This window comes from Shewanella sp. MEBiC00475 (assembly GCF_005234075.1).
Lineage (GTDB): Bacteria > Pseudomonadota > Gammaproteobacteria > Enterobacterales > Shewanellaceae > Shewanella > Shewanella polaris.
Genome location: NZ_CP039928.1, coordinates 1,150,591 through 1,175,743, shown reverse-complemented (window position 1 = coordinate 1,175,743; position 25,153 = coordinate 1,150,591). Strand labels below are relative to the sequence as shown.

Below are 25,153 nucleotides of genomic sequence, written 5' to 3'. Positions count from 1 at the left end.
ATTTCCATTGAGTGTAACGTCTTTAATTGAAAATATCAGGTAAAAAATTAACTATTGGGATCTGAATCTACCAACACTTGGCCGTCACGTGAATCATAATATATTGATAAAAGCGGTAGTGGGTTGTAGTAATAACGACACTGATCTGGGCTGATATACTCTGCTTTGTAATCAGATGTATCTTCATCTGCACTGCTTGAAACGCTTGGGCCATCTAGTAGCAGTGTCGGCCAGACTGAGAGGCAATCATTGGTGTTATTCAATCTTGGTGAAGCTTCATAAGGGGTATAATGTTGCGCAGGATAACCCCATAGATTTATATCCAATTGGCCATCGGTTCCAGCTTGGCTGAAAATAACCAAATTATCAGCAGGGCCAGAATAGCCCAATGCGGCCCATTTTACATGTGCCAGAGTTATTGCTGAAGAAAATGCTCCACCGGTTGCTTTAACGGAAGCAATTTTTGCATCTTGACCTAAATCTAAAAATTTGGGTAATGCCACGATAGCAAGAATTCCGAGGATTATAATCACGACTACTAACTCTATTAGGGTAAATCCAGGTTCGTTCGTGTTGTTAGTTATATTCAATGGCATCATACTCATTTTTATGTGTATTTATGACGTTTGACAATGATAAATCAAATTACCTATTGATAGATAGGTTTTATCAGTGTGGCGCTTATTTTAAGGAAAGTGGATGACTAAGCATTGGCAAGAATTTATTCAGCAACAACAGAACCAAGTCTATTATCAGCAACTTCAGTCGTTTATTACCCAACAACGTAATGAGGGGAAAACGATATACCCACCTGAAAATGAGGTGTTTTCTGCTTTTCAATTAACACCACTAGAGCAAGTTAAAGTCGTGATATTAGGCCAAGATCCATATCATGGGCCTGATCAAGCTCATGGGTTATCTTTTTCAGTAAAAATAGGCATTAAACCACCACCATCATTAGTTAATATTTATAAAGAATTACAGAATGATATTGAAGGGTTTACCATACCCAACCATGGTAATTTGACGGCTTGGGCAAAGCAGGGCGTTTTACTATTAAATACGGTGTTAACGGTTGAACAAGGGAAAGCTCATTCTCATGCTAAAGCGGGTTGGCAAGCGTTTACTGATAATGTCTTGAAACGATTAAATCAGCAATCAACGCCGATTATATTTGTGTGCTGGGGGAATTATGCGATTAAAAAAGGGCAGCTGATTACAGCATCTCATCACCATATTATGAATGGCCCACACCCATCGCCATTATCGGCTTATCGTGGTTTTTTTGGTTGCGGTCATTTCTCAATTATAAATCAATTATTACTTGAGCATGGGGATAACCCTATCAATTGGCAAGTGTAATAATAAAAAAGGTATGAATTTGTTATTCATACCTTTTTTAACTAACCTCATCAGTAGCTGAATAAAATTCTGGACTGAGTTGTATTTAATTACTGCGGTTAACGGACAAATGGGCTAACGAAATTAAAGCTTCTTTATAGTCACTTTCAGGAAAAATACTTAAGGCGTTGATGGCCTTTTGTGACTCAGCCTGAGCTTTTTCTTGCGTATAAACTAATGCGCCAGACTCCTCTAAAGCAACTAAAATCTCATCAATGACTTTAGAACCGTCGCTTTGTTCAATCGCTTCTCGTATGAGTTTTTTAGCAGTGTCAGAACCATTTTCCATTGCATAAATTAACGGTAATGTAGGTTTGCCTTCCGCGAGATCATCCCCTATGTTTTTTCCTAGTTCATCAGCGTTAGCTGTGTAATCAAGTAAATCATCAGTTAGTTGGAAAGCTGTGCCAAGGTATTTACCGTAATCGGCCAAGGCTTGTTCTTGTTCTGGAGTGGCATTTGCTAATACACCAGCTAACTGAGTTGCCGCTTCAAACAACTTTGCGGTTTTACAGTAAATAACCCGCATATAGTTTGCTTCGGTGGTATCAGGATCATTACAGTTCATTAACTGTAATACTTCACCCTCAGCGAGCACGTTAGTGGTATGGGCAAGGACTTGAAGCACTTTCATATTGTCGAGATCAGTCATCATTTGAAATGACCGCGTATATAAAAAGTCGCCTACTAGTACGCTAGCACTATTTCCAAATAAAGCATTGGCTGTTTCACGGCCGCGTCTAAGTGTCGATTCATCAACAACATCGTCATGTAGTAAAGACGCTGTATGGATAAATTCGATAATGGCAGCGAGTTTAAGGTGTTGTTCGCCTTGATAGTCAACGGTTCGGGCGGCTAATACTGATAATAACGGACGTAAACGTTTACCACCGCCATTGATAATGTAGAAACCTAATTGATTTATTAAGGCTACATCAGACTCAAGTTGTTTGTATATCAGCTGATTGACTGCTTGCATATCAGTGTCAGCCAGTTGACGAATGGCGTTTAAATCCATAATGGTCTCTGGTTGTTGGACGACAGGGTTTACACCCTTAATTTAGTTATATCGAATTAGAGCGCATATCTTACAGGATATCAGCGCCATTTTTCAAAGTATGTATTCGTATAATTGCGCTTTTAAAAATCGGATGTTGCAAAAGATTGTTGAATTATTATCAATTTACCTATAAAACTTAAGTATAATTTAGCATTAACATGTTAGCTAAATTTTGAAGATTACACATTAGCTATTAATGAATAGTGTGCAGTAATAAGGCCTTTTTTAGTTGATTGTGAATTAAGGCTTGCCGGATGACAATTCTTCGCGTAAAATCCGCGCCCATTGTCATTAAAAGTTTTTTAGCACCTAGTCTCGTCAATAATATGAGTTAGTGTGTTAGTCATTTGGAGTAAAATAGCCATGTACGCTGTTTTTCAAAGTGGCGGAAAGCAACATCGTGTTGCTGAAGGTCATACAGTTCGTTTAGAAAAATTAGAAGTTGCTACTGGTGAAACCGTAGAATTCGATCAAGTTTTATTGATTGCAGATGGTGAAACAGTACATGTTGGTGCTCCTTTAGTTGCTGGCGGTAAAGTCGTAGCTGAAGTAGTTGGCCACGGTCGCGGCGAAAAGGTAACTATCGTCAAGTTCCGTCGTCGTAAGCATCACGACAAGAAGATGGGCCATCGTCAATGGTTCACCGAAGTTAAAATCACTGCGATCAGCGCATAATTTAGGAGTCTAACTCATGGCACATAAAAAAGCTGGCGGTTCTACTCGTAACGGCCGCGATTCAGAAAGTAAACGTCTTGGTGTTAAACGCTTTGGCGGTGAATCAGTTCTAGCTGGTAACATTATCGTTCGTCAACGTGGTACTAAGTTCCACGCTGGTGTAAACGTAGGTATTGGTCGTGACCATACTTTGTTTGCATTAACAGACGGTAAAGTAAAGTTTCAAGTTAAAGGTCCTAATAACCGTAAGTTTATTAGCATCGAAGCTTAATTCTTTCTAAGCTAGATCTCGAAAGCCCTGCCTATGGTGGGGCTTTTGTGTTTTTTATATCATTAAACTATTATTGATAGTTTAATGATTTTGTTTATATGCAGTAGGCGATATCGTGATGAATGCTATCTTCAGCGCTTTCCTGCAAATCCCAATGATTTGGGGTTATAATTACAGATTAAGTAGCGTCAGGAGTCAGGAGTCAGTATGAAGTTTGTTGATGAATCGAATATTCGCGTAGAAGCAGGTGACGGCGGAAGCGGTTGCGTGAGTTTTAGACGCGAAAAATATGTTCCAGATGGTGGCCCTGACGGTGGTGATGGCGGAGATGGCGGTAGTGTATATCTACAAGCTAATGAAAACTTAAACACGCTGATTGATTACCGTTTTACTCGTTTCCATATGGCTGAACGAGGAACTAATGGTCGTGGTCGTGATTGTACTGGTCATGGCGGCAATGATTTAGTGCTTCAAGTACCAGTAGGTACTCGTGCTATCGATCAAGAAACAGATGAGTCACTAGGTGATTTAACTGCACATGGACAAAAACTGCTTGTCGCTAAAGGTGGTTTCCACGGTTTAGGTAATACTCGTTTTAAGAGCAGTACTAACCGAGCTCCACGCCAAAAGACTTTAGGTTCTCCTGGTGAAGTCCGTTCAATTAAACTTGAGCTTTTACTGCTAGCCGATGTGGGTTTGCTAGGCATGCCAAATGCGGGTAAATCGACATTTATTCGTTCGGTATCTCGTGCTACGCCTAAAGTGGCAGATTACCCATTTACAACTTTGGTTCCTAATCTTGGTGTGGTTAATCCACGTCCAGGTCAGAGTTTCGTTATTGCAGACATTCCTGGTTTGATTGAAGGTGCTGCTGATGGTGCCGGCCTCGGTATTCGTTTTTTGAAACATCTAGAACGTTGTCGAGTATTATTGCATATCATTGATATTCTTCCTGTTGATGGTTCAGATCCTGTTCATTCTGCACGTGCTATTGTGGGCGAATTAGAAAAATATTCACCTAAATTGGCCGCTAAGCCACGTTGGTTAGTCTTTAATAAAACCGATTTGCTACTTGAAGATGAGCTACAAGAAAAAATCGATCACATTGTTAAAGAGTTAGATTGGCAAGGTGATGTGTATACTATGTCTGCTTACAATCGAACAGGTACTGAAGAATTAAGCATTAAGATGCTTGATTATATTAGAAGTTTACCTGCTATTGTTGAAGAAACGATCCCTGATGCTGATGTTGAATTTAAATGGGATAATCATCATAGTGCTGCAGATGAAAATGCTAATGAAGATTATGATGACGATTATGATGACGATTTTGATGACGACTTTGATGATGATGATTATGATGTAGAAGTTATCTATCAACGCTAATTTACTCATTTGAGGATAACGTGTACGCAGATAGTCAAAATGATATTACTCGCCTTGTAGTACGCTGCGCACAGCTACTGTTGGCTTATGGTGCTGAGTCTGATCTCGTGGAAGAGATTAGCCAGCGCCTTGGTCAGGCACTAGGTCTTGCTAGCATTGAATTATCAATTTCCTCCAATTCATTAGTGTTAACGAGTTTAGTGCACGGTCGATGCATCACCACAACTCGTCGTATTCGTGCTCATGGCATTAACATGATGGTGATTTGTGAGATTCAACGAATTTGTATCCTCGCAGAAAAACGCATTTATGGCGCCAATGAAGTTCGTAGACGATTAGCTCACATTAAGCCAAAGTCTTATCCTGCTATTGCTCTTATTCCTATGATCGGTTTATCTTGTGCCAGCTTTTGTCATTTATTTGATGGCGACTTGTTGGCCTGCGTAATTACATTTTTTGCCTCCGCTATTGGGATGATGGTTCGGTTGTTTCTCGCCTCTCGACATTTTAATTTATTGGTCAATTTCTCGTTAACGGCTTTTGTCATTTCAAGTGTTGCCCAAGTGGGTTATATTTGGCCTATTACCGAAACTCCTCAAGCTGCAATGGCGGCAAGTGTGTTGATGTTGATCCCTGGCTTTCCGATGATTAATGCAATTTCAGATATGGTAAAAGGCCACATGAATGTGGGCATTTCTCGGTGGGGCCATGCCACCTTGCTTACCTTAGCATCAGTCATAGGTATTACTATTGCTATGCAATTAGGCGGGATATTTTAATGTTATCCTTTCTAAATCTATTACTTCATGATGCTTTTTTTGCATCGATCCCAGCTGTTGGCTTTGCTATGTTATTTAATGTGCCAAAACGGTATTTAATTTACTGCGCTATCGCGGCAGCTATTGGCCATAGTTCAAGAACGGTACTATTACATTTCTCAATGCCAATTGAATGGGCGACCTTTATCGCAGCAGCTATTGTTGGGTTGATTACCATTCAGTTTGCTAAACGCCATCTTGCGCCACCGCTGATGTATGCTGTTGCGGCAATTATTCCAATGGTGCCAGGAACTTATGCATTCAATACTGTCATTGCATTAATCCAACTCACGGCCCAAAGTCAAGTGAGTACAGAGCTCAGTGCTCAAGTCATTGTTAGCGGATTAAAAACCGTGTTTATTTTAGGCGCACTTGCTGTCGGATTAGCGTTACCGAGTTTACTTTATTACCGCACCAGACCCATTATTTAACCATAAGGATTTTGCTTCAATGCGTATTGCAATGATTGCCGCAATGGCCAATAACAGAGTCATAGGTAAAAACAATAAAATGCCATGGCATTTACCTGAAGATCTTCGTCATTTCAAAGCTGTTACCTTGTCTAAACCTATTGTAATGGGTCGAAAAACATTTGAATCCATCGGACGACCATTACCTGGAAGACTCAATATAGTGATAAGTCGTAACACTGAGTTTAGTCCTGAAGGAGTAACTTGTGTAACAAATTATGACGATGCAATCACTGCTGCTGGGGAATGTGAAGAGTTAGTTATTATTGGTGGTGGCCAACTTTATGCGCAATTATTGCCTAAAACCGACGTTTTATACCTAACTTTGATTGATTTAGACGCTGACGGTGACACTTTCTTTCCCGATTGGGATGATGGTTCTTGGGATTTACAGAACTCAGTAAATGCAACAAATGATAAAGGGTTGCAATATAGCTTTAACACTTTAGTTAAAAAGTGTTAAATTAGATCGTGTACCCTGAGATTATATGAACCAGTTCTCAAAAACTGAAGTTGAGTTCATTGCTATATAACTAGAAAGACTAAAGGAGTGTCAGATGCGTTTATTGCCTGTAGCAATTGCGGCCCTGATTGCAGTATCTTTTGTATCAGCCCCTGCTGTTGCGGATACAGATCAATTAGTTGCAAATATTTGTGATTATGTAAAATCAAACGATAAAAACCGTTTACGTAAGAAAATGAAAGAGAACCGTGTTAAATTGCGTAACATCTATTCAGGCATTTCTTGTGATGGCAGCAGTTTATTGCGTACTGCCTACAAGTCGAATGCTAATGATGTCGGTGAGTTTATCGCGAAGCGTATGCCATCTTCTGATCTTTCTGAACCAGAAGCTGATGGGAAAACTATTTTAGATTGGGCTTCTGCTAATGGCCATGATGCAAGTGTGATAACCGTAGCCATTAAAGATCGTATTGGCGGTTAACGCCGGATCTGATGGGAAGTCATGACATCAGTAAGTAAAAAGTAAAAAAACAAAAATGCCGATATGAATTTATCGGCATTTTTGTTTTTTAATTTCTGCTTTATGCAAATTAAATATACCCATCGCAGAAATATGGTAACCACAAACTGACGATCTTTATCAATTTATCCTGTTTTTAAACCTTTGTTTCATTTGAATAACGATTAAGTTCTTATGGCAATAAAAAAGGCCCTATAAGAGCCTTTTTTATATTTCTAATGTATGAGGCTAGTTAAATCTTGAACTCGCGCACAGAGGCTTGTAGCTCTTCTGCAAGCTTAGCGACCTGATGGCTTGATTGTGCTGTTTGATCGGCACCGGTTGATGTTTCTTCAGAGATAGAAGCAATATGTTCAAGTTTTTCCGAAACTTGTTGGCTAACGATATTTTGCTCTTGAGCCGCGTTAGCAATATGGTTACCAGAATCAAAAGCCCGGTGAACAGATTTGCTGATGGTCTCCAAAGCTACATTTGATTGCTCATTCTTCTCAACGCAGCTATCCGCTTGGGTACGACCCAATTCCATTACCGCAACAGCTTCTTGAGCGCCAAGTTGCAACACTTCAATCATTTGTTGAATTTCACTCGTTGAATGCTGAGTTCTTGATGCTAAGTTGCGCACTTCATCAGCAACAACGGCAAAGCCACGTCCTTGTTCACCCGCTCTAGCAGCCTCAATGGCAGCGTTGAGGGCAAGCAAGTTAGTTTGATCTGCAATGCCACGGATTACATCTAAAATAGAGCCAATCGATGCACTGTCAGAATGTACTTTATTGATAACAATTCCAGCTTTAGCGACTTCTTCTGCAAGGGCGAGAATAGTATTTTTACTTTCTTCAGCAAGCGCACGCATGTGCTGGGTTTCTTCGTCGGCTTGTTTAATCTCATTAAGTGCTTGATCTGCACTCATGGAGACTTGTTGTGCACTTGAACTTAGCTCTGTAGTAGCTGCGGCGACTTGATCAACTTGACTCTTTTGCTCTTGAATTCCAATCGTTGTTTGAGAGGTAATCGCTGAGGTTTCTTCTGCAGCAGCGGCTAACTGGTTTGAACGATCCACAATACCTATGATTAGACTGCGTAAACTGTCGACGAGTCGGTTGCAGTTTTTGGCTAACTCCGCAAACTCATCATGACCCGTGTCATCTAATTTGTGAGTTAAATCACCGGATGCCAATACATTCAATGCTTTGTTGACTTCTCCTAGTGATTTAGTCAGCGGTTTAACGACTGCAATACTCACAATAACAGAAACGACAATAGCCGTTAGTACAACTAATAAAGTTTTTATTGTCGCTGAATCAATAATTTCTATCGCTTTATTACTGATATCCCCAGCAAAGTTATCTATTGCTTTTGCAAGGGTTGTCATTCTTTTATTGACTAATTTGGCAATGCTTTGAGTTTGAGTTAGTAGTTTATCTGCCGCAAAACCATGGGTTAACTGTTTTTGTTTTAATGCTTGAATCGAATCTGCACCATTAAGTAATTTGAATATTTTTGTTGATTCAGTTGTAAGATCTTCTAAAGTTGAACTGCTTAGAACACCACTGCCTTGCCGATTAATATACTCAAGTTTAGCCTTAGTTTCACTGGACATGTAGTCTAGTTCTTTGATAATAAGATCATATTTATTTTGTTCAGTAGCACCAACAAGATCATAAATCGTGGTAATAGTGTTGATAAACATGGTGTCGACTAAACTGGCTGTCGCTGCGAGGCTTTGCTCCGTTGCATCTTCGCTGGTTTCAAGATCAATGATGTCTAATAAGATTGATGATGCATCGTCGGCAGCATTTTCAAACGTGTTACGTAATTTTAGTAATTGCTCTTGCTGGCTTAATGAACTTTCTTGTTCAATTAGCATCTTTTCCTCTTTTTCTGCATAAATCCGGTAAGACTTTGTCAGTTCAATAAGAGGTGCTGTAAGTTGTGATTGAGATTTTACTAGACTATTTAAACGAGTAATATCTGCTTCGAAAGCATTATTAAGTTCAGCAAGGTTTTTTCTAATAGGAGCAATTTTCGAAGAATTGTCACTGTAAAAAGCCAATAAAGCTTCATTTTGTTGCGTGTTAAGATTCTCACTCAAAATACTGGTGGTTTCTAACGCGGGTAAACTCACCGTTTTAAGAATAGTGGTTCCGTCTTTAATACTGTTATTACTCATTAGAGTAACACCACCAAGGATCAGCAGTAACAGCGTCACAACGGTAAACCCGCCAATGACTCTGGTCGCTACGTTAATTTTCATAAAGTACTCCGGCTATTATAATTAGATCCTGCATATGCTGTATTTTACTATATTGAATTTTTTATAGGGCAAACTTTTCTCAGGCAAATGTAACAAATTCTAACTTAAACTATCGGCAAAAGAATACTTTAGTTTAACCTTAAATTAACTTTTTTTGAGTAATTTTTTCATTCTTTTCAAGATGCCATAGGGTTAAGTGTTCTCCCCAGCAGCAGCCTGTGTCAAGTGCAAGAATATGTGAATTGTTGGTTTGGCCCATTAATGCAGCCCAATGACCAAACACTAGTGTGTATTGTGGGCTCGTTTTTGATGAGAATTCAAACCATGGGCGTAATTCTACAGAATGCGGTTCATCTGGTGCTGACTTACATTTAAAATCAAGGCGACCATCAAGATGCAAATATCTCATTCGGGTTAAAGCATTCATACAGTATCGCAATCTGGTTATACCGGTTAATGTTGGCGACCATTGTTCAGCCTCATCAGTGAACATTTTTGCAATTAATTCGGTTAAATAATCGTCTTGCTGCAAAGCTAAGCTAACTTGTTTTGCTTCATGTTCTAGGGTCGCAATATCCCATTGAGGAGGTACACCAGCATGGGTCATGATGATATTGTGTTCGGGTAATGTTCTCACTAATGGTTGTTGACGGATCCAATTAACCAAATTATCAATATCTGGTGCATTGAGTAATTCTTCAAGATGATCCTTTCGACTCACTCGTTTTAATTTACCGTGCAAAGCCAATAGATGTAAATCATGGTTACCCAGTACCACTTTTGCAGAATCATTTAATGATTGGAAGAAACGAAGTGTTGCTAGCGACTCTGTACCCCTGGCAATCAGATCGCCAACAGCCCAGAGCTGATCTTTTGAAGGATTAAAATCGACTTTTTGTAATAATAATTGCAATTCACTATTACAGCCCTGAATATCGCCAACAAAATAGTGTGCCATAAGTTATTGAAATACCCCTGGGACCGCTAAACGAAAAGGTGGAATGGTTGCTAAAAAGCGCTCACCTTTGTGATCTTCCATACCGTAAAAGCCTTGCATAAATCCAACCGGTGTTTCCAATACGGTACCGCTGGTATATTGATAAGCGGTATTAGGCGCGATAGTCGGCGTTTCACCTACAACACCTGGACCTTTTACTTCATTCTGTTCGCCTTCTGAATCTGTGATAATCCAATGGCGGTCTTTAAGCGTTACTTTGGTATCGCCCAGATTGATAATAGTAATGGTATAGCTAAAAAGGTATTTATTATCAGCGACATCAGATTGTTGTTCTAAGTATTGGGTGTCGACTTTAATTTTAATAGGCGATTCAACAGGGTTCATTTTACGTCCTAAAGCGAAAGGGCACGCTGAGTATCAGCATGCCCTTATGATTAATCTTTTTTGTCACACAACATATTAGCCATTGCCACATATTGCGGAACACTTATTTGCTCTGGCCGCAGACTTGGATCAATTTTTAATGTTGCAAAATCGTCGTCTGACAGTAAAGTTTTTAAATTATTACGCAATGTCTTACGGCGCATATTAAATGCCGTCGTGACTAAGTGTCTCAATACATCGACATTTTGACATGGCCAAGGTTTGACTTCATAGGGCAATAATCTTACCACTGCAGAATCAACTTTCGGGGCAGGGGTAAAGCTTGTCGGCGGCACTTCTAATACGGGAACCACTTGACAATAATATTGTGCCATTACTGTTAAACGGCCATAAGCTTTAGTACCAGGGCTCGCAGATAAGCGCAGAACGACTTCTTTTTGCAGCATAAAGTGCATGGTCTCAATTTGTTCAGCAAACTCAAACAAATGAAACATAAGTGGTGTTGAAATGTTGTAAGGAAGGTTACCAAACACTTTCATTTTTTTGCCAGCTTGTTGCAACTGACTAAAGTCGAACTGTAACGCATCACCTTGATGAATCGTCAGTTTGTCTTTAAGTGTTGGATGGTATTGTAAGCGTTTAACCAAGTCTCTATCTAATTCAACAACGGTTAGGTTATCAATCATGTCTGCAACAGGTTCTGTTAACGCACCCAGACCGGGCCCAATTTCAACGATGACATGGTCATTATCAGGTGCAATTGCACCTACAATGCTGCTGATCACGCCTTGATCAGTTAAGAAGTTTTGTCCAAAACGCTTTCTGGCCGTGTGGCCTAAATGTACTTTATTACTCATTAAAATGGGTTACTTACTTTTTGAGGCCAATTCGATGGCTTTGTTTAATGCACAGGTAAAGCTGCCGCAATCAGCTTTACCACTTCCAGCTAATTCTAGGGCTGTACCATGATCGACTGAAGTACGAATATAAGGTAGACCTAACGTTATATTGACCGATTTGCCAAATCCTAATGATTTAAGCACAGGTAATCCTTGGTCATGATACATGGCTAATATCACGTCAGCTTGTTCAAGATATTTAGGTTGGAATAGTGTATCTGCCGGCAAAGGGCCTACAATATCCATGCCTTGCTCTCGTAACTCATTGAGTGCTGGGATGATTATATCAATTTCTTCACGGCCCAAATGACCGTCTTCTCCAGCATGTGGATTGAGACCGCACACATAAATTTTGGGTGAGCCCAAACCAAATTTACTGACTAATTCACGGTGCAAAATAGTAATAATATGATGCAGTCTGTCACGGGTAATGGCTTTTGCAACATAGGCTAATGGTATGTGGGTGGTCATTAATGCAACTTGCAAACCTGGAGCTGCAAGCATCATAACAACATCAGCACAGTTAGCTTGTAGTGCAAAAAATTCCGTATGCCCACTAAATGGAATACCGGCTTGGTTAATAATACCTTTATGCACGGGGCCGGTTACAACGGCGTCGAATTCATTCGACATATTTTTTTCACCGGCATAACGTAAAGTCTCGACAACATAATCACTGTTTGCCTCATTCAACACACCGCAGTGTACTTCTTCAGCTAATGTAAAAGGAGCTATGGTTAATGTCCCAGCTGTTTGAGGCTTTGGTTGTTGTGATGGTTGGTAAGGCCTAAGTTGTAAAGGCATTCCAAGCATTTTAGCGCGTGACATAAGTAAATTAGGATCAGCGCAAACAACTAACTCAACAGGCCATGCCTGTTGAGCGAGTTTGATGACTAAGTCGGGACCTATACCTGCTGGTTCGCCGGGAGTAATTGCAATACGTTTAGTCATGGGTCTTGCTTAACCTCGTCTGCTTTCTGGCTCAATGATTTCAATATACGCTTCAGAGCGCATTTCGTCTAACCAGTTTTGTAGCTCTTCATTAAACTTACGACGGAAGATTAACTGCTGGGCACGGTTACTGTTAAATTTTTCAGTGGCGTCTGTTTTACGACGTGACTCAAGTTGGACTATATGCCAACCGTGAGTAGTACGAAACGGCTCGCTGATTTGACCTTCTTGAAGACTAGCAAGCGTTTGTGAAAATTCAGGGACATACATGCTTGGATCTGCCCAACCTAATTCACCACCTTTAACTGCAGAGCCTGGGTCTTCTGAGTACTGAGTTGCTAGCTTAGAAAAATCGGCATCACCAGAACGAAGTTGAGTGACAAAGTTAGTTAACATCGCTTTAGCACGCTCTTCCGATAAAATCGGTGACGGCTTTAATAGGATATGACGAGATTTAACTTCTTCAACCTCTTGTGTTTGCAAGCCACGAGTATCTACAACTTTAATAATGTGAAAGCCAGAACCTGATTTAATAGGGCCAATAATATCACCTTTCTTGGCGCTACTAACGACTTCAGCAAACAATGTTGGCATCTCATTAATGCTCATAAACTCCCATATACCGCCTTCTAGCGCTTTAGGGCCAGATGAAGATGCAATTGCTGTGCTACGGAAGTCGTCACCATCGTTTAAGCGTTTAAGCACGATATCGGCACGACGACTTGCACTTTCAAGTTGTTCACTTGTAGGGTTACTTGGTACTTCGATTAGAATGTGACCGATTTGAAACTCAACATCTTTTAAGCCTTGTTCCTGAATTAATTTAACTAAGCTATTAATTTCTTGTGTTGAAACTTGAATACGACGTTGGACTTGAATACGTTGAATTTCACCTAAAGTCACTTCTTGGCGTAATTGTTCACGATACTGGCTAAAACTTGTACCTTCACTTTCAATTGATTGCTGCATTTGGGCAACTGTCATTTTTTGTTCTTTAGCAATATTTTCAATGGTTTGATCTAATTGTAAATCACCAATGTTCAAGCCAATGCGTTCAGCTGTCTGCATTTGTAAATGGGTTAAAATAAGGCGTTCGATAACTTGGGTGCGCAAAGCATCATCTGATGGTAATGTTTGGTCCGCAGCTTTAGCATTCGCTTTAACAGTTGAAATCATGTTGGTGATTTCACTTTCAAGAATGATACCATCATTAATTTGTACTGCTACGCGATCTAATGGCACGGGTACAGCGAAGCTAGTGTGACTTATCGCAAGAGCTAATAATGCAAAAATAATTTTTTTACTGTGTTTCATCCACTAAATCCTTTGGCACATTCAATATAATACAGGCGATTTATCGCCAAATTGGGTCGTTTTATGTTAATTAACAACATAGTTATTGTTATTGGACTATCAGATTGTCGCTAGGTTCAGCAATCTATCACAAAAGAGTGTTAATTCCTTAAGTAAAGTGGCTTACGATAATTAAATAACCCTTCATCGAGCATGTCATCCACACCTAATGGGCCAGAACCACCGAGCCCTTTAATGACAAAATTAAGGTAAACCCCACTATCAAATTCTTCCATAGCAGTTTGAGATGTGTCGTCATCATAGTTGGTTTTTATACGGTAATGATAGCTCAAGCGTAATGCCCAACAACACGATTCATATTGCACACCTGTGTATGTTTCAATATTACGTGACTTATTGAGATCGTAATAGTAATTACCCACAAAATATAGGTTGTCACTAATGGGCCAAGATGTACGCATGCCAGCCTGCGAAATATCTACTCGGTCGTTAGTATTTGTATTGAGTAAGTCGGGTACATATCGGTAACTTAACTGCAATAATTTGTCATTGCTTGGACGATAGTCCAAGGTGACTTCATTTTTCTTGTTTTCACCTTTTTCAGTGTCGTGCTGTACAGAGCCACTGATGAACCAATCATTGTATAATTGCGCATCTAACTCAGCTGCTAATACTGAAGTTGATTGAGATTGTTCTTCATTATCATCGATTAAGAGAACTTTAGAGTCTTCGAAGAAAATGATTTGACCGACACTGAATTTGAATCTTTCGTGATTAGCTTCATCAAACAAGCGGGTCGTGAAACCTAATGTAAATTGATTAGCATCTGCCACACGATCTAAACCTGAATATTGGCGATCGCGGAACAAACCATAGTAGTCTTCTTGCAACTGTGCTGTGTCATAAATACCAATATCAGATTGATCTTCATAGCCGACATAGAGGTATTGGATTTGAGGTTCAAGTGTTTGCCTGTATTGCTCATCAAACAGTTGTGTTGTTCGTTCAAAATTGATCTGACCATGTAAACGCGCTTGCGGGATCGTACGGCTTACATTGTCCTCTAACGTTGAGTCTTCGTCGATATTTTGTTGCCAATACTGGGTTTGCAGTAATTTTATTTCACTGGTAAACGAACCTGCAGGCCCTTGAATTGGCCAAATTAAGCTTGGCACTAAGTGTAAGCGGGTTGCCGTATTATACTCGTTATCTTGATGACGGAAGTTCGTGAGTTCAGAGTTAAAATTAAAATCGATAGCTTCAAACAAATCTGCTGAACGATAATTAAAATTAAGTTGTGGCATCACCTGATAGGGTTTTTCTTCTTCGCCGAGTACTTTTATATCTTGTACTCGCATGTTGAAGTCCCAGTTACGTTCAAAATAACTGGCTTCACCAATTCGGGATAACTGGTTGTCAGTAGACTGATTAATGTCAGAATTTAAATCATTGAAATAATTGTTGTCTGACACATCTGTGTAATTGGCTCTTACACGCCAATTTTTATTCAATGCGCCTTGATGACTCCAGTGATAAAGATAACGGTTGGCGTTGGTGCTGAGTTCGTTATCACTGTCTATATATTCAAAGTTAAGTTGACCATTTTGTTTTTCTCCAGCCAAATACCTAAATTCAGTTTTGGTGTATAAGCCACGAGATGACATATAGTCTGGTGTAAAGGTTAAATCGTACTCTGGGGCGATATTCCAATAATAAGGTGTACTTACTTCAACACCGTTGGTGGTACTGGTGCTAAAGCTAGGAAACAGAAAGCCTGATTTACGTTTATCTGAAACTGGCACTGTCATATACGGAATGTACAACACAGGGACACCCGCAATACGTAGTTTGGCGTTCCAAATTTCACCCCATTCCTCTTTACTGTCAATTTTGATCATATCTGCTTCGAGCAACCATGATTCATCGCCAACGGGACAAGTGGTGAAGTTGGTTTTTGTCAGCAATAGATTATTGTCTGAAGTGATCTGCAATTTTTCTGCATCACCATGGACTTGTTGTCCATGCAACCAATACTGAGCACCTTCTAACGTAGCATTATTACTGCTCATTTGTGCTTCTAGGGTATCGGCAGTGATGGTAAATAATTCGTCTTTAAATATCAGATTTCCATCAGCATTTAAACGTTGTTCCTTTTGATCTAACACGGCATTATCAGCTGCGATATGACGAAGTCCTTGGCTAAAACTGACATCACCCGAAAATTCAGCCTGATTATTATAAACGACATTCGAATTATCACTAATAATGACAATTTGGTCGTCTGAGATATTAGTTAATGCTGCGCGGTCTTCAAATGAGCGAGACACAGGCGGAGCCACAACGCATTGCAACGCAGGCGCTTCGGTTGTAGTAGGCTCATTGGCCAACACTATGTTTGGGAGTAGGCTTAGTGCCAGAAAATAACGGATCTGCATTGTTGTCAATAATTTATGAATTCTGATTCAGGAAAAATTTTGGAGAGAAAAAGATACTCAGCTAAGTAAAACATTCCATTCTTTAGCTGTTTCCAAATGTTATGCTGGCTATAATAAAGCAATTTTTCATTAAGAGCCATTGAGATGATTCTATCTGATCCAAGATTTGTCGCGTTAAGTAACTGGTTAAAACAATATTTTGGCGATGAAGTTAGCATTAATTTGATTTGTGGCGATGCCAGTTTTCGACGTTATTTCCGTATTCAACATCAAGGTTGTCATTATATTGTCTCTGATTCGCCTATTGATTTAGTGCCAATAGCCCCTTTTGTTGCGATGGCCAAGGCATACCAACGCGTTGGGCTACTGGTACCTGAAGTACTCGCTACCTGCGAGGAATATGGTTTTGTTTTGCAAACTGATGTTGGTGAATTACAGCTTTTATCGGTGCTGAATAAAGACAATGTGACCGATTATTATCAACAGGCTTTAACGTTATTACCTGTGATTGCAGCTGTAACGGAAACTGATAACGGACCACTAGCCGATTACGATGCGTCTTTTGTGACGAAAGAATTGGCCATTTTTGTCGATTGGTTAATAAAAGAACATTTAAATTACGTATTGACGAGCAATGAACAGCAAATAATTGCCTCCACCTTTAATGCGTTAACCCAAAACGTTATCGCCCAACCTAAAGTAGGGATGCATCGTGATTATCATAGTCGTAATTTATTGCTGAACGACCAAGCTCTAGCTGTAATCGACTTTCAAGACGCGGTGCTTGGCCCGATAACTTATGACGCGGTGTCATTATTGCGCGATTGTTACGTGCGTTGGCCAGACAATATCGTTAATCAGTTGATGATATATCATTATCAACTCGCTATAGAAAAAAAATTAATGGATGAAAGTGTTGAGTTTTCAACCTATAAGCAATGGTTTGATTTAATGGGAATACAGCGCCACATTAAAGCCGCCGGGATTTTTGCACGTTTATATCATCGCGATGGTAAGCGCGGTTATCTGGCGGATATTCCATTAACATTGCAGTATATTGTCGATATTGGCGCCCAATACCCACAAATTGCAGACTTCAGTGCCTGGGTAGCTAGCGTTATCCTGCCGTTAGTTAAGCAACTGTCCATTCTCGAAGCCGACAATGAAGCTGGATGTAAAACAGAAAGCAAAGTAGGGAATTCAATTGGCACTGAGGCAAAGAATAAAGCGAGAAATAAACCATGAAAGCAATGATTTTGGCTGCAGGTCGAGGCGAACGTTTACGGCCACTAACCGATTCATTGCCTAAACCACTCGTCAATGTTGCAGGTAAACCGTTAATTGAATATCACTTAGAAAAACTGGCCTCAATAGGCGTGACGCATGTGGTGATTAATCAAGCTTGGTTAGGGCATAAGTTACCTGAAATATTGGGTGATGGAAGTCGTTGGGGTTTACTGATTAGCTATAGTGAGGAAACTACGGCGCTAGAAACCGCAGGTGGTATTAAACAAGCATTAACTCTATTGGACGATAAGCCTTTCTTAGTTATTAATGGTGATATTTTTATTGATCACTTGCCAACGTTAGCGTTAGCTTACGAGCAAGTATCGCAAGGTTATGCTGATGCTTTTTTGTGGTTAGTCGATAACCCCGAACATCATCCACAAGGTGACTTTGCCATTGCAATGCAAGGCCAATTAAGCCTTAACAGTCAACAACAGTTTACTTATTCTGGAATAGGCATTTATCATCCTCAATTATTTAGCAATCTACCAACAGGCAAGCAAGCGTTAGGGCCATTGCTTAAGCAATCTATTGCTAAGCAACGGGTTTATGGCGAACATTTTAATTGTTATTGGTGTGATGTTGGCACCATTGAACGTCTAGAACAACTGCAGAGCAGATTACTGACTCAAGGTTAAACCATGTGATTTCGCTTAAGTGATATGCGCGAAAAGTATTAATTATTAACGGTAATGGAAAACAAGATGCGAATTTGGGGTAAAGTTTTTGGGTTTATCATTGGTTTTATGTTTGGGCGATTTTTTGGTGCCATTTTAGGGTTATGGTTAGGTCATGCTTATGACAAACGCCAAGGTTTTACTTCATTAATTCGCAAAGGCGGTGAACGTCAGGCGATGTTTTTCCATTCTACATTTGCGGTGATGGGCCATGTAGCTAAAGCTTCTGGGCGAGTGACCAAAAGCGATATACGTATTGCGACCATGTTAATGGATCAAATGAAACTGTCTGGACAGTCGCGTATTGATGCGCAAACGGCTTTCCGTGAAGGGCGCCAAGCTGACTTTGATTTAATCAAGCAGTTAGAACAGTTTCGACAAGTCACCCAAGGTCGGACTGAATTAGCGCAGATGTTCTTAGAGATCCAAATACAAACAGCCTTGGTGGATGGCGAGTTACATGCCAATGAAAAACAAATATTGTCAGTTATTGCCCAAAAATTAGGGCTAGGTGCACAACTGGAGGCATTACTTGCACGTTGGCAGGCTGAGTTTAGCCATCATCAGTCGCCGCAAGGTAATAACATGTCGCTTACTGACGCTTACGTGTTACTTGGAGTACAAGAGTCTGCTAGCGATCAAGATGTAAAACGAACCTATCGTAAATTGATGAATGAACACCATCCAGATAAGCTTGTGGCAAAAGGTCTACCAGAAGAAATGATGGAGCTGGCTAATAACAAAGCTCGAGATATTCAAGTCGCATACGAGCGAATTAAAACCTCGCGAGGCATGCGATAACGCAAGCTGATAACGTATTTTTGTTAGGATTGAGGTAATAGATGAAAATAGTGGTATTAGATGGTTATACCCTTAACCCAGGTGATTTGAGTTGGCAGGCGCTTGAAGCATTGGGCCAGTGTGATATTTACGACCATACTACACTGGATCAAATTGTCAGTCGCTGCCAAGGTGCGCAAATGGTACTTACCAATAAAACGGTACTCAGCGCAGAGACCTTAAAGCAGCTGCCCGACTTAGCCTATATTGGCGTTCTAGCCACAGGCACCAATGTGGTCGATGTTGATGCCGCATCAGCACAGGGAATAGTGGTAACCAATATTCCTGCTTACGGTCCTGATGCCGTGGCGCAAATGGTGTTCGCTCATATTCTACATCACCATCAACAGGTAGCCTTACATGACCAAGCCGTTAAGCAAGGGCAGTGGGCTACACAACGAGATTTTTGTTTTACCCTAGCGCCATTGACCTCATTAAAAGGCCTCACTCTCGGCGTTGTGGGTTATGGTGATATTGGCCAACAGGTTGCCAATTTAGGTGTCGCGTTTGGCATGAAAGTATTGATCACCACCACTCAACCCAAAACAGATTTACCTGATGCTATTCAATGGTGTGATCGCGACAGCTTACTTAAGCAAGCCGATATTATATCGCTACATTGTCCGCTTAATGCCGCGACAAAGTACATGATAAACAATGACAGTTTACGTTTACTTAAACCGGGCTGTTTATTAGTTAATACTGCCCGTGGCGACTTGATTAATGAAAATGATCTCGCTGAATGGCTTAACAATGGTAACGGATTTGCCGCTGTTGATGTGTTATCCACTGAGCCGCCAAGTAGCAATAATCCTTTACTTAGTGCCGCTAACATTACCATTACCCCGCATATCGCATGGGCGACATTACAAGCCAGACAAAATCTGCTTAATATTGCGGTTGATAATGTACGCCAATTTCAACAAGGTAAAGCATTGAATCAGGTTAACGGCTAACGGGATTTATCACTCTGTTATAAATCTTGTATCGACTGGTTAGCACTGTGATTTATAGTGCTAACCTACATTACAATACGAACGGGATCTGCACATGTCACTCTGGAAAATCTTGTTTGATTTTGTCGATAAAGAACGTACAAGGTTTGATAACGTGCGTCATGACACTCATGCACTGCAATTTGAAATTGAATCGAATATTCATTTTATTGTTGATGGTTTAGCGCAAAAGATTTGTGCCGCTGACATCATCAAGGGTCTAGAAACCCAAGCGTTTGATAAAGCCATGCGATCGGGATTAGATATTCGTCAGGCTAAGTTAGTACCGCGAACCATTGAAGGTTATAAAGAGTTCGATAAATACTTAGGTGAGCCAAGTGGCGTATTGATTAAAAAGCTGTACATAAAAATAACGGTACTGAAAAAACTGATTAACGCGGGTAAACTTGATCAAGATCTTAAACTTAAAGCGCTGTTTCGTTTGCTAATGTTAGTCCATTTTCACTTAGCCGATAAATCACTGCCAACAGTAAAAAGCTAAACCGTAGAAGCTCTACAGTTTAGCTTGTTTTTTTGTTTGCTTCAGTTCAATTCAACTTTGTTTAGAATAACACCTTAATCTTGCTTGCTACTGTCTTGGCTTTTTCTATAGCCGATTCCACTGAGCTATCGCGAGCTAATGCAACACCTAAACGACGGCGTCCATCTATGTCTGGTTTACCAAATAAGCGTAATTGCGTATCCGCAGGCGCTAAAGCCGCGGCCATACCTTGGTAGCGGATATTAGTCGATGTGCCTTCAGCAAGAATAACCGCAGAAGCGCTGGGCCCATGTTGCACAATATTACTGATCGGTAACCCTAAAATCGCGCGTACATGCAGAGCAAATTCCGACAAGTCTTGGCTCATTAAGGTCACTAAGCCCGTATCGTGTGGCCTTGGTGACACTTCAGAAAAATACACCTCATCACCTTTTACAAATAACTCGACCCCAAATAAGCCATAACCACCAAGGGCCTCAACCACTTTTCGACTCATTGCTTGGGCTTTTTGTAGTACTGCCGCCGACATCGCTTGTGGCTGCCATGATTCACGATAATCACCATCTTCTTGGCGGTGACCTATCGGCTCGCAAAAATGAATCCCATTGACGGCGCTAATAGTCAGGAGGGTAATTTCATAGTCGAAGGGGATAAAGGCTTCAACAATTACGCGTCCTTTGCCAGCACGACCACCTTCTTGAGCGTATGCCCATGCTTGTTGGATAGTGTCGGTCGACTTAATCACGCTCTGTCCTTTACCTGACGAGCTCATTACTGGCTTAACTACGCATGGAATACCGATATCAGAAACGGCTTGTTCAAACTCGGCCTGGGTATCACAGAAATAATATTTTGATGTTGGTACCGCTAAGGTTTCTGCTGCAAGTCGGCGAATGCCTTCACGATCCATGGTTAGTTTTGTCGCATTGGCGGTTGGCACCACATGCAAACCTTGCTGTTCTAGTTCTACTAACGTTTGGGTGGCAATAGCTTCAATTTCTGGGATCACTAAATCTGGCTGCTCCAGCTCGATAACGTCTTTTAATGCTTTTGCATCCAGCATGTTAATGACATGGAAACGATGCGCAATTTGCATTGCTGGGGCATTAGGATAGCGATCAACTCCGATAACTTCAATACCGTAACGTTGTAGCTCAATGGCAACTTCTTTGCCAAGCTCTCCACAACCCAATAGCATCGCTTTAATCGTACCAGGAGTATTTGCTGTGCCAAATGTAGTAGGAATAGACATAGTAATTTACAGCCTCTGTGTAGGGATATTTTTATATGCCGAACAGTGTAACGAGGTGAGGTATTAAAAATCCAATATAAAAATCATTAAATGGATAAGACTATGGGTATTTTGTGTTTTTTTGTGATGAAAGATTGTATTTAATTACGATAAGTCTAGATGTATAGGTATGTAGATGTTGACAGTGCCGAGTTTGAGTGAGTAATAGTCACAACACTACGGCGTTGAATTCTAGGGTACTGATACGATAAAAAAGCCAACATCATGGGGGTAATGTTGGCTAAATATTATTTGAATTTGGAGCTAACTAAGGTTTAACGAGTAACTCAGCAGCAGTTAAAATCAACTCTGGCGCAGGACGAACCTTGTAGTTCGGGTTCACATATTGAAAATGAATCAAACCGCTTTTATCTGCCACATAGACAGCAGGCACTGGCAATACTAAACGTTTATCACCTTGTGGCGTGGTAAATAAGGTGTTGTTGACGTGCAACTTAGCTTGGTAAGTTTTAGTGACTTTTTCACTGGTGTAATAAGCTAAACCAAACGCTTGTGCTGCTGCCATTGACCTGTCTGACAACAATAAATAATCGAGTTCTTGTTTATTCATCGACGCGCGCATTTTTTCAGGGGTGTCAGGTGAAATTCCCACTAACTGGAAACCCATCTCAAGCAGTTTAGGTTCAATTGCTTTTAGCTGACCCATTTGTGAATTACAAAATGGACACCAACCGCCACGGTAAAAGAAGAATATCGTCGGCTTTTGCGCCATAAGGTTACTGAGCTCAATCGCTTTACCATCCACATCTTGCAGGGTAATGGCTGGTATCTGGTGGCCATTGAGTAGCGGCATGACATTATTTTCGTCACTGGCAATAGGCTTAGCCACACTGGCAAAACTGGTTAACGTAAGTGCGGTGGCAACAAGCAGTGTTTTTAACATGATCATTCCTTATAGAGTAATGTCCCGACTAAAGTAGACCACATAATCACACAATTTATTTCATTCAAATACAAAAAAAGCGCCTAAGCGCTTTTTTCAATTACTGTTTATTGTTTCGAACGGGGGTTATTTAATTTTTTTGTATTTAACTGTGCTGCTAACTTTACCCACTTTAACACGACGTCCGTCCATGTTTTTCTCAGCAATCATCTGGTCACCAGCGTTATCGCCACGTTGTTGTTTTTTGGCAAAGCTACGACGCTTTTCAATTTGTTTCAACAACATCTCACGGCTACCTACTTCATAGCCCGGTACAGTAACACGACGAATTGGCTGACCGATTAGTTTTTCAATATCGGCTAAGGTGCGTTCTTCTTCACGGCTCACAAACGAAATGGCGACACCGGTTTTACCTGCACGACCTGTACGGCCAATACGGTGCACGTAATCTTCGGCTAAAAACGGTAAATCGTAGTTAACAACGTATTCAAGATTTTTAATATCAAGACCACGGGCTGCCACTTCGGTAGCCACTAACACGCGGATTTTTCCTTCAACAAATTCACGTAACGCACGACGACGGCTACCTTGCGCTTTCTCGCCATGAACCACGCCCGATGGAATACCATCTAAGTTTAATTCTTTAACTAATTTGTCTGCTGCGTCACGAGTTGCCGTGAACACCAATACTTGTTGCCAGTTTTTGGTGCCGATTAACTCAGATAATAATTCACGCTTACGACGTTGTTCAACAGGGTATACCACCTGACTAACGGTGTCTGCAGTGGTGTTTTGCTTATCAACCGTAATCACTTTAGGTTTATTAAGCATGTCATTCGCTAGTTTTTTTACCTCAGAAGAAAAGGTCGCAGAGAACAACATATTCTGGCGTTCTTTGTTTACTGCTTGAAGGATCTTTTTAATATCGGCACTAAAACCCATATCAAGCATACGGTCTGCTTCATCAAGTACTAAGAACTCAACATTAGACAAACTTAAGTTACACGCTACTATGTGTTCAAGTAAACGACCTGGGGTGGCAACGATCACGTCAGCACCTCGTTTCAGTTTTTGTGATTGGGTATCTAATTTAACGCCACCATAAATGGTTAATACCGTTAAATTAAGATGCTTGCTGTAAGCACTAATGTTGTCTGCAACCTGTGCAGCCAGCTCACGGGTTGGAGTAAGAATTAAAGTGCGGGTGTTAGACGGCATCGTCTCTTTTGGGTTATCACACATTCTTTGCAATATAGGCAGTGCAAATGCTGCGGTTTTACCGGTGCCTGTTTGAGCGCTTGCTAGGACATCTTCACCACGACGGATTGCCGGAATCGCTTGTTGTTGAATTGGCGTCATAGATTGATAACCGCACTCAGCGATCGCGCGTAATATTTCTGGGGCGAAGCTAAAAGATTCGAATTTCATGGTGCGGTTCCTGTATGTACATCAAAACAAAGCGATTAAGTTGTAGCAAGCTAAGTTAGCTGCACAGCATCAATCTAGAATATTTGGGCCGATAGCCATTATTAAATGACTGAACTTATGCTTAACTGGGTTGATTAACGTCTTAGGATAGTTGAAAAACGTTAAGCTTGAATGATACACCCAATTGAGTAGCATCGATAAGCGGCCGCGGAGTATAACAAACTTTTGTTTAAATCCTGAACTTTATCTGTGTCTAATGATAAGATTTTTTAGCAGGGAATTGTTTTGATGATATGGCTCGATAGTAATGGCATTTACAGCCTATAGAATTTAGGACTGTTAACTCGATATTGGGCAAAAGTGTATTTAAGATATGGCCTGCGGCCACGACGTTAGTGGCCGCAGGCCATATCTTAACCAACTTAGGTGTGTGCGACGTGAGGTCGTATGAAGCGCTGTTCACCGCTTTTGAGTGAACCATCTGTATCACAAGATGAACCTAGGGCTCTGAATAAAGTAGCGAGCCTGACAATGTAACGAAGATTGGTCATCGACTAATCGGGATCTAAATCGTGAGAGGACGATCCTCCTGATAACCACAAATTGGGTGAGTGCTAGGTAGTCAGTATGATGAACATAAGTGAATCCGCGTAAGGTGCGTTATGTGATGAAACAGCGAAAGTGGTTAATACGCTGTAGCCAAAAGGCATGAGAGTTGGAAAGAGATTGCCCCATGCTCTTTCGTGATCGTTAAGCTCTTCGCACTATAGCGGGCATCTAACCTGACATTGCGCGACATACGGAACACGGTAAGCCAATACCACTCCCTTTGGGAAAGCTAACTTGGCCGATAACGATGTGGGTATAGGAGGTTGGAAAAAACAAAGGCTGCATTGTAACGATGCAGATATAGACTTGTGTCTGGTCACGAAAGTGAGCCCACTTCCGACTGGTCTCTCGTTGCAAGATA

General features: G+C 40.7%; 25 protein-coding genes. 13 read left to right on the top strand and 12 right to left on the bottom strand.

Annotated elements, in window-relative coordinates; genetic code table 11:
* Positions 1–47: 47 nt before the first annotated feature.
* Positions 48–599, bottom strand: a complete 552-nt coding sequence (locus FCN25_RS05140) for a type II secretion system protein (protein ID WP_137222605.1) — start codon at positions 597–599, stop codon at positions 48–50.
* A 100-nt stretch (positions 600–699) separates the two neighbouring features.
* On the opposite strand from FCN25_RS05140, the gene ung reads away from it, so the two are divergent.
* Positions 700–1,362, top strand: coding sequence for a uracil-DNA glycosylase (gene ung, locus FCN25_RS05135; RefSeq protein ID WP_137222603.1), 663 nt, complete (start codon positions 700–702; stop codon positions 1,360–1,362).
* Between the two features lie 85 nt (positions 1,363–1,447).
* On the opposite strand, the gene ispB is transcribed toward ung, so the two are convergent.
* Positions 1,448–2,419 carry an octaprenyl diphosphate synthase gene (gene ispB, locus FCN25_RS05130; protein WP_137222601.1) on the bottom strand — a complete coding sequence of 324 codons (972 nt, stop codon included), beginning with the start codon at positions 2,417–2,419 and terminating at the stop codon, positions 1,448–1,450.
* Positions 2,420–2,824: 405 nt separating this feature from the next.
* Between ispB and rplU the strand changes: the two genes are divergently transcribed.
* The 7 genes from rplU (at position 2,825) to FCN25_RS05095 (ending at position 7,025) form a co-directional block, all read left to right on the top strand.
* Positions 2,825–3,136 carry a 50S ribosomal protein L21 gene (gene rplU, locus FCN25_RS05125; RefSeq protein ID WP_137222599.1) on the top strand — a complete coding sequence of 104 codons (312 nt, stop codon included), beginning with the start codon at positions 2,825–2,827 and terminating at the stop codon, positions 3,134–3,136.
* A 16-nt stretch (positions 3,137–3,152) separates the two neighbouring features.
* Positions 3,153–3,407, top strand: coding sequence for a 50S ribosomal protein L27 (gene rpmA, locus FCN25_RS05120; RefSeq protein WP_011638531.1), 255 nt, complete (start codon positions 3,153–3,155; stop codon positions 3,405–3,407).
* A 207-nt stretch (positions 3,408–3,614) separates the two neighbouring features.
* Positions 3,615–4,793, top strand: coding sequence for an Obg family GTPase CgtA (gene cgtA, locus FCN25_RS05115; RefSeq protein ID WP_137222597.1), 1,179 nt, complete (start codon positions 3,615–3,617; stop codon positions 4,791–4,793).
* 20 nt (positions 4,794–4,813) lie between these two features.
* Positions 4,814–5,572, top strand: a complete 759-nt coding sequence (locus FCN25_RS05110; RefSeq protein WP_137222595.1) for a threonine/serine exporter family protein — start codon at positions 4,814–4,816, stop codon at positions 5,570–5,572.
* Positions 5,572–6,042, top strand: coding sequence for a threonine/serine exporter family protein (locus FCN25_RS05105; protein ID WP_137222593.1), 471 nt, complete (start codon positions 5,572–5,574; stop codon positions 6,040–6,042). Before FCN25_RS05110 ends, FCN25_RS05105 begins: the two co-directional genes overlap by 1 nt.
* A gap of 19 nt (positions 6,043–6,061) precedes the next feature.
* Complete coding sequence (gene folA / locus FCN25_RS05100; protein WP_137222591.1) at positions 6,062–6,544, top strand: type 3 dihydrofolate reductase; 483 nt, start codon at positions 6,062–6,064, stop codon at positions 6,542–6,544.
* A gap of 94 nt (positions 6,545–6,638) precedes the next feature.
* On the top strand, positions 6,639–7,025 hold the full coding sequence (locus FCN25_RS05095) for a DUF3718 domain-containing protein (protein ID WP_137222589.1): 387 nt from the start codon (positions 6,639–6,641) through the stop codon (positions 7,023–7,025).
* 271 nt (positions 7,026–7,296) lie between these two features.
* On the opposite strand, the gene FCN25_RS05090 is transcribed toward FCN25_RS05095, so the two are convergent.
* The 7 genes from FCN25_RS05090 to lptD form a co-directional block, all read right to left on the bottom strand.
* Positions 7,297–9,318, bottom strand: a complete 2,022-nt coding sequence (locus tag FCN25_RS05090; protein ID WP_137222587.1) for a methyl-accepting chemotaxis protein — start codon at positions 9,316–9,318, stop codon at positions 7,297–7,299.
* A gap of 139 nt (positions 9,319–9,457) precedes the next feature.
* Positions 9,458–10,276 (bottom strand): symmetrical bis(5'-nucleosyl)-tetraphosphatase, encoded by an 819-nt coding sequence (locus FCN25_RS05085; RefSeq protein ID WP_137222585.1) that lies wholly within the window; start codon positions 10,274–10,276, stop codon positions 9,458–9,460.
* Positions 10,277–10,279: 3 nt separating this feature from the next.
* A complete protein-coding gene (gene apaG, locus FCN25_RS05080; RefSeq protein ID WP_137222583.1) occupies positions 10,280–10,660 on the bottom strand; it encodes a Co2+/Mg2+ efflux protein ApaG in 381 nt (126 codons plus the stop codon).
* A gap of 50 nt (positions 10,661–10,710) precedes the next feature.
* On the bottom strand, positions 10,711–11,517 hold the full coding sequence (rsmA, locus tag FCN25_RS05075; protein ID WP_137222581.1) for a 16S rRNA (adenine(1518)-N(6)/adenine(1519)-N(6))-dimethyltransferase RsmA: 807 nt from the start codon (positions 11,515–11,517) through the stop codon (positions 10,711–10,713).
* Between the two features lie 9 nt (positions 11,518–11,526).
* Positions 11,527–12,510, bottom strand: coding sequence for a 4-hydroxythreonine-4-phosphate dehydrogenase PdxA (gene pdxA, locus FCN25_RS05070; protein ID WP_137222579.1), 984 nt, complete (start codon positions 12,508–12,510; stop codon positions 11,527–11,529).
* A 9-nt stretch (positions 12,511–12,519) separates the two neighbouring features.
* Entirely contained in the window at positions 12,520–13,824 is a 1,305-nt protein-coding gene (gene surA / locus FCN25_RS05065; RefSeq protein WP_137222577.1) for a peptidylprolyl isomerase SurA, read from the bottom strand.
* A 140-nt stretch (positions 13,825–13,964) separates the two neighbouring features.
* Positions 13,965–16,259: an LPS assembly protein LptD gene (gene lptD / locus FCN25_RS05060; protein WP_137222575.1), complete on the bottom strand. Its 2,295-nt coding sequence runs from the start codon at positions 16,257–16,259 to the stop codon at positions 13,965–13,967.
* Positions 16,260–16,403: 144 nt separating this feature from the next.
* Between lptD and FCN25_RS05055 the strand changes: the two genes are divergently transcribed.
* The 5 genes from FCN25_RS05055 (at position 16,404) to FCN25_RS05035 (ending at position 20,560) form a co-directional block, all read left to right on the top strand.
* The gene (locus FCN25_RS05055; RefSeq protein ID WP_137222573.1) at positions 16,404–17,504 is read left to right on the top strand and encodes an aminoglycoside phosphotransferase family protein; all 1,101 of its coding nucleotides are present in this window, start codon (positions 16,404–16,406) and stop codon (positions 17,502–17,504) included.
* Complete coding sequence (murU, locus tag FCN25_RS05050; protein ID WP_137222571.1) at positions 17,501–18,184, top strand: N-acetylmuramate alpha-1-phosphate uridylyltransferase MurU; 684 nt, start codon at positions 17,501–17,503, stop codon at positions 18,182–18,184. Before FCN25_RS05055 ends, murU begins: the two co-directional genes overlap by 4 nt.
* A gap of 66 nt (positions 18,185–18,250) precedes the next feature.
* The gene (gene djlA, locus FCN25_RS05045) at positions 18,251–19,024 is read left to right on the top strand and encodes a co-chaperone DjlA (protein ID WP_137222569.1); all 774 of its coding nucleotides are present in this window, start codon (positions 18,251–18,253) and stop codon (positions 19,022–19,024) included.
* A 41-nt stretch (positions 19,025–19,065) separates the two neighbouring features.
* Positions 19,066–20,019 (top strand): D-2-hydroxyacid dehydrogenase, encoded by a 954-nt coding sequence (locus FCN25_RS05040; protein ID WP_137222567.1) that lies wholly within the window; start codon positions 19,066–19,068, stop codon positions 20,017–20,019.
* A 94-nt stretch (positions 20,020–20,113) separates the two neighbouring features.
* Complete coding sequence (locus FCN25_RS05035; protein ID WP_137222565.1) at positions 20,114–20,560, top strand: hypothetical protein; 447 nt, start codon at positions 20,114–20,116, stop codon at positions 20,558–20,560.
* A 61-nt stretch (positions 20,561–20,621) separates the two neighbouring features.
* Here FCN25_RS05035 and purT read toward each other — a convergent pair whose 3' ends face one another.
* The 3 genes from purT to FCN25_RS05020 all read right to left on the bottom strand — a co-directional run bounded on the left by purT (position 20,622) and on the right by FCN25_RS05020 (position 24,183).
* Positions 20,622–21,812 carry a formate-dependent phosphoribosylglycinamide formyltransferase gene (gene purT, locus FCN25_RS05030; protein ID WP_137222563.1) on the bottom strand — a complete coding sequence of 397 codons (1,191 nt, stop codon included), beginning with the start codon at positions 21,810–21,812 and terminating at the stop codon, positions 20,622–20,624.
* A gap of 307 nt (positions 21,813–22,119) precedes the next feature.
* The gene (locus tag FCN25_RS05025; RefSeq protein WP_137222561.1) at positions 22,120–22,755 is read right to left on the bottom strand and encodes a peroxiredoxin-like family protein; all 636 of its coding nucleotides are present in this window, start codon (positions 22,753–22,755) and stop codon (positions 22,120–22,122) included.
* A gap of 126 nt (positions 22,756–22,881) precedes the next feature.
* On the bottom strand, positions 22,882–24,183 hold the full coding sequence (locus tag FCN25_RS05020) for a DEAD/DEAH box helicase (protein ID WP_137222559.1): 1,302 nt from the start codon (positions 24,181–24,183) through the stop codon (positions 22,882–22,884).
* Positions 24,184–25,153: the final 970 nt, after the last annotated feature.

Coding starts and splice junctions, on each gene's coding strand:
- FCN25_RS05140 (WP_137222605.1), bottom strand. CDS start 599: ATGATGCCATTGAATATAACTAACAACACGAACGAACCTGGATTTACC.
- ung (WP_137222603.1), top strand. CDS start 700: ATGACTAAGCATTGGCAAGAATTTATTCAGCAACAACAGAACCAAGTC.
- ispB (WP_137222601.1), bottom strand. CDS start 2,419: ATGGATTTAAACGCCATTCGTCAACTGGCTGACACTGATATGCAAGCA.
- rplU (WP_137222599.1), top strand. CDS start 2,825: ATGTACGCTGTTTTTCAAAGTGGCGGAAAGCAACATCGTGTTGCTGAA.
- rpmA (WP_011638531.1), top strand. CDS start 3,153: ATGGCACATAAAAAAGCTGGCGGTTCTACTCGTAACGGCCGCGATTCA.
- cgtA (WP_137222597.1), top strand. CDS start 3,615: ATGAAGTTTGTTGATGAATCGAATATTCGCGTAGAAGCAGGTGACGGC.
- FCN25_RS05105 (WP_137222593.1), top strand. CDS start 5,572: ATGTTATCCTTTCTAAATCTATTACTTCATGATGCTTTTTTTGCATCG.
- folA (WP_137222591.1), top strand. CDS start 6,062: ATGCGTATTGCAATGATTGCCGCAATGGCCAATAACAGAGTCATAGGT.
- FCN25_RS05095 (WP_137222589.1), top strand. CDS start 6,639: ATGCGTTTATTGCCTGTAGCAATTGCGGCCCTGATTGCAGTATCTTTT.
- FCN25_RS05090 (WP_137222587.1), bottom strand. CDS start 9,318: ATGAAAATTAACGTAGCGACCAGAGTCATTGGCGGGTTTACCGTTGTG.
- FCN25_RS05085 (WP_137222585.1), bottom strand. CDS start 10,276: ATGGCACACTATTTTGTTGGCGATATTCAGGGCTGTAATAGTGAATTG.
- apaG (WP_137222583.1), bottom strand. CDS start 10,660: ATGAACCCTGTTGAATCGCCTATTAAAATTAAAGTCGACACCCAATAC.
- rsmA (WP_137222581.1), bottom strand. CDS start 11,517: ATGAGTAATAAAGTACATTTAGGCCACACGGCCAGAAAGCGTTTTGGA.
- pdxA (WP_137222579.1), bottom strand. CDS start 12,510: ATGACTAAACGTATTGCAATTACTCCCGGCGAACCAGCAGGTATAGGT.
- surA (WP_137222577.1), bottom strand. CDS start 13,824: ATGAAACACAGTAAAAAAATTATTTTTGCATTATTAGCTCTTGCGATA.
- lptD (WP_137222575.1), bottom strand. CDS start 16,259: ATGCAGATCCGTTATTTTCTGGCACTAAGCCTACTCCCAAACATAGTG.
- FCN25_RS05055 (WP_137222573.1), top strand. CDS start 16,404: ATGATTCTATCTGATCCAAGATTTGTCGCGTTAAGTAACTGGTTAAAA.
- murU (WP_137222571.1), top strand. CDS start 17,501: ATGAAAGCAATGATTTTGGCTGCAGGTCGAGGCGAACGTTTACGGCCA.
- djlA (WP_137222569.1), top strand. CDS start 18,251: ATGCGAATTTGGGGTAAAGTTTTTGGGTTTATCATTGGTTTTATGTTT.
- FCN25_RS05040 (WP_137222567.1), top strand. CDS start 19,066: ATGAAAATAGTGGTATTAGATGGTTATACCCTTAACCCAGGTGATTTG.
- FCN25_RS05035 (WP_137222565.1), top strand. CDS start 20,114: ATGTCACTCTGGAAAATCTTGTTTGATTTTGTCGATAAAGAACGTACA.
- purT (WP_137222563.1), bottom strand. CDS start 21,812: ATGTCTATTCCTACTACATTTGGCACAGCAAATACTCCTGGTACGATT.
- FCN25_RS05025 (WP_137222561.1), bottom strand. CDS start 22,755: ATGTTAAAAACACTGCTTGTTGCCACCGCACTTACGTTAACCAGTTTT.
- FCN25_RS05020 (WP_137222559.1), bottom strand. CDS start 24,183: ATGAAATTCGAATCTTTTAGCTTCGCCCCAGAAATATTACGCGCGATC.